Source organism: Aquabacterium sp., assembly GCF_029946005.1.
Classification (GTDB): Bacteria; Pseudomonadota; Gammaproteobacteria; order Burkholderiales; family Burkholderiaceae_C; genus Aquabacterium.
In genome coordinates, this window is record NZ_JAQSDR010000024.1 from 1 (window position 1) to 2,873 (window position 2,873).

Annotated in this window: 3 protein-coding genes; all 3 read right to left on the bottom strand. The window is 53.1% G+C overall.

What is annotated here, in order from left to right:
* Positions 1 to 614 precede the first annotated feature (614 nt).
* A complete protein-coding gene (locus PSV38_RS13105; protein ID WP_300548089.1) occupies positions 615 to 1,037 on the bottom strand; it encodes a hypothetical protein in 423 nt (140 codons plus the stop codon).
* A 135-nt stretch (positions 1,038 to 1,172) separates the two neighbouring features.
* A complete protein-coding gene (locus PSV38_RS13110; protein WP_300548091.1) occupies positions 1,173 to 1,703 on the bottom strand; it encodes a hypothetical protein in 531 nt (176 codons plus the stop codon).
* Between the two features lie 755 nt (positions 1,704 to 2,458).
* Positions 2,459 to 2,794, bottom strand: a complete 336-nt coding sequence (locus PSV38_RS13115) for a hypothetical protein (RefSeq protein ID WP_300548092.1) — start codon at positions 2,792 to 2,794, stop codon at positions 2,459 to 2,461.
* Positions 2,795 to 2,873: the final 79 nt, after the last annotated feature.

A 2,873-nucleotide genomic window follows, 5' to 3' on the forward strand; every position in this document is an offset into this window, starting at 1 on the left:
ACAGCCGATGAGCAATAGCCGACTGCGCCTTGATGATTGATGCTTGGCCGTTGCACGCTGAAACCCCCTTTGTGTGACTGGATGGAATTGTGCCTGACCAGACCAGAGCTGTGAAGCAGCGGCACGGACCTCTTCTTGTTGAATCATCGCTGGCCTTGAGATGCGAATGAAAAGCCGACGCGTGCCGCCGTGATGCGCTGACTGCCGAAGGACAGGAAGCCATGCGGCGATGGCGTGTGGCACTTTGGCGCCGCACAGTGGCCAGCAGGCTGCCGAAGGGCAGACAGCCAGATGGAGACTTGCTGTGCCGCCCGGTTGCCAACCACAGTGTTTGTTAGCGCCGGACCTGGCCAGAATGCGCAGTGCATGAGTGCCAAAGAAAGCAACGCCAAGAAACGATCAAACGATGGAAGCATCAATGGCCAGAGATGGGCCATATAGCTGAGTTTCAATGCACCCAAAAGCCTAACGCCTCAGGTAAGGGGCGCCCGCGTGGCCTTGCCGAAGCGAGCAATGGTGCCAGCGTCCCATTGACCGCCCAGTTAGGCCGCTGCGCGAAGGCACGGTATTGCATTTTCCATGCGAACTCATGTTGGTGAAAGATGCCTGGTTACTCATAGTGGAACCACTTCAGTGTTGGGCATCAGATCTCTGCGTTGCCCAATCTCTAGCTCCTCCTCGTGGCAGTAAAAAAGAACCGTTGAGGAAAGGTTGTGCAGAACGACTGCATCGTCTCTTGCCGGGACGAAGATCTGATGCCACCTAGCTATGAATTCTGTGGCATCTATGACAGCCACGTTTGACTCGCTATACACAATTTGGACGGTGCCGGTGTTTGGTAGTCGATTAGCGAGCCAGGCATGGGCCACGGGATAACTCTCGATGACTAAGCGGTCAATGTTTGCAACTGCTTGTTCATTGAGGCCGAGGCGTTTTGGATGGCTATAGCGAAGTGCGTAGTCGTAGGCATGCTGAGCCTTTGCTGGTTCAAGCCAACGTGCTTGGATACGTGCATCCGAATACTCTTTTACGTACATTTTCAAGAGGCCTAACGCTACAGGTAAGCCGCACCGGAGTGCGGAGCACGAAGGGAACCAGCAAGCGGAGCTTGTTGGTGTCGGCTTGACCGAAAAGTTAGGCTGTGGCGCGAAGGCATAGCGGTGCACTTGACTTTAGAGTTCTTCATGGGCTTTGGCTTTCTGAAAGCGACCTAGAACGTGCGTAGCTATAGGCATGCATAGCGCACTAGAGAAGCCCGCAACGATATGCATTCCAAGAAGTGAGTTCATGACCTCTGGAAGCTTTTTGTAGCCAAGCAGCATGGTTAGTGTTAAACCGACTGAAAATCCAAATACCAGTTGCAGTGCTAGTGGAGGCAGATGCAGGTGACGTGCCGAGCGTTCGACTAGTTTTGCATAGTGAGCGATGCTAAGAACAACGCCGGTTGCAAGTGTTAGCGGTGCTGTGTAGATGGCTCCTACCATTGCAAATATTGGTAGCAATCCCAACCCACCAACAAATGCATAAAAAATCAACGGGCCTCCTTTTGAGGGGGCGCCTTGAATTAGTGACCAAATCGAGAGGCCAACGAGCAGAAGAGCGGCCATAAGGTATACAAAAATGACTCCAATGGCTGGTCCGGCAAGCATGCAGGTGCCGATAAATGCAAGAGCTGGCTTTGCCTGCTCGGGAATATTTTTCATGGTGCCACCAAGAGCCTAACGCCCGCGTTAACAGGCGGCTGCCAGCGAAGCTGGTAGACGTCCTGTTGAACAACCAGTTAGGCCGCTGCGCGGAGGCACGGTGTGGAACTGGGCAATTAATGGCGCGATGGCGTAAGTGATTGCGGCGTTGCCTTTGTTCTGGCCATCTGCGATTGTCAAGGTTAGCCACATGCGAATTGCTCCTTGTCGGGAAATGCGCCTTGCTCCTTGAAAGACCGAATCACCTTGCCTGCTGCACGTTGAAAGCACCTTCCATCTACGTCCATTTCCATGGGAAAGATGAGATCAACGCGCTCATCTTGCTTGTGAATACGAAAGAGGCCTCTTCTCTGGCCTGTGCACATAGACCGACTCTTGAATCGAGGATCTGGTTCGTACACATCTGTCATGAAGAAGTAGTCTGCGTGCTCGGATGACTCTTGGTCTTTGAGCATCAATATAGACATGCCGTCAAGTCGCGTTTGGCTCATATTGGACCGTCCGTGAGCATATTTTTGAGAGGCCTAACGCCAAAGGTAAGGGGCGCCCGCGTGGCTTTGCCGAAGCGAGCAATGCAGTAAGCGTCCCATTGACCGCCCAGTTAGGCTAGGGCGAGGAGGAACGGCCGATGAGACCAAGCCGAACTTGCCGTAATGGTGGATGTTAGGCTGGTACGCGAAGGCAGGGTGCTTCACTTGATGGAAGATGCTAAGCCCGGTAATGTGCGGTAGCCATAAAAAAATGGGCAAATATCCCTAGTGAAGAATAGCCCACCGCAGACCGGCTTGCCACCAGAAAATGGATGCGATGACTGATGCGATGACGCCGAGCAATAGGCCAATACTTCGCTCTTTCCACCTCGCTCCAGGGCTACTCAGCTCGCTAATTTTAGCCTGTAGCGCGGTGACTTCCTTGCGTAATACGATGTTCTGTTGGAGCAAATCCTGCTGACTATTATGGACGGCTCGTCCGATTTCGAGGTTCTCGTGCATTGCATCGGGCAACGCATAGTAGGCGGCATCGGCCCGTTCAAAAATGATTCGATTTGCTTCGTCTTTCTGTCGTTGCCATTCTTCCGACATGCCACTCATTTAGTGCTCCTGCGATTTCTTTGAAAAAGCCTAACGCCAAAGGTAAGGGGCGCCCGCGTGGCTTTGCCGAAGCGAGCAG

Excerpts from the sequence above, each read along its gene's own strand:
- PSV38_RS13110 (WP_300548091.1), bottom strand. The coding sequence starts at position 1,703 with ATGAAAAATATTCCCGAGCAGGCAAAGCCAGCTCTTGCATTTATCGGC.
- PSV38_RS13115 (WP_300548092.1), bottom strand. The coding sequence starts at position 2,794 with ATGAGTGGCATGTCGGAAGAATGGCAACGACAGAAAGACGAAGCAAAT.
- PSV38_RS13105 (WP_300548089.1), bottom strand. The coding sequence starts at position 1,037 with ATGTACGTAAAAGAGTATTCGGATGCACGTATCCAAGCACGTTGGCTT.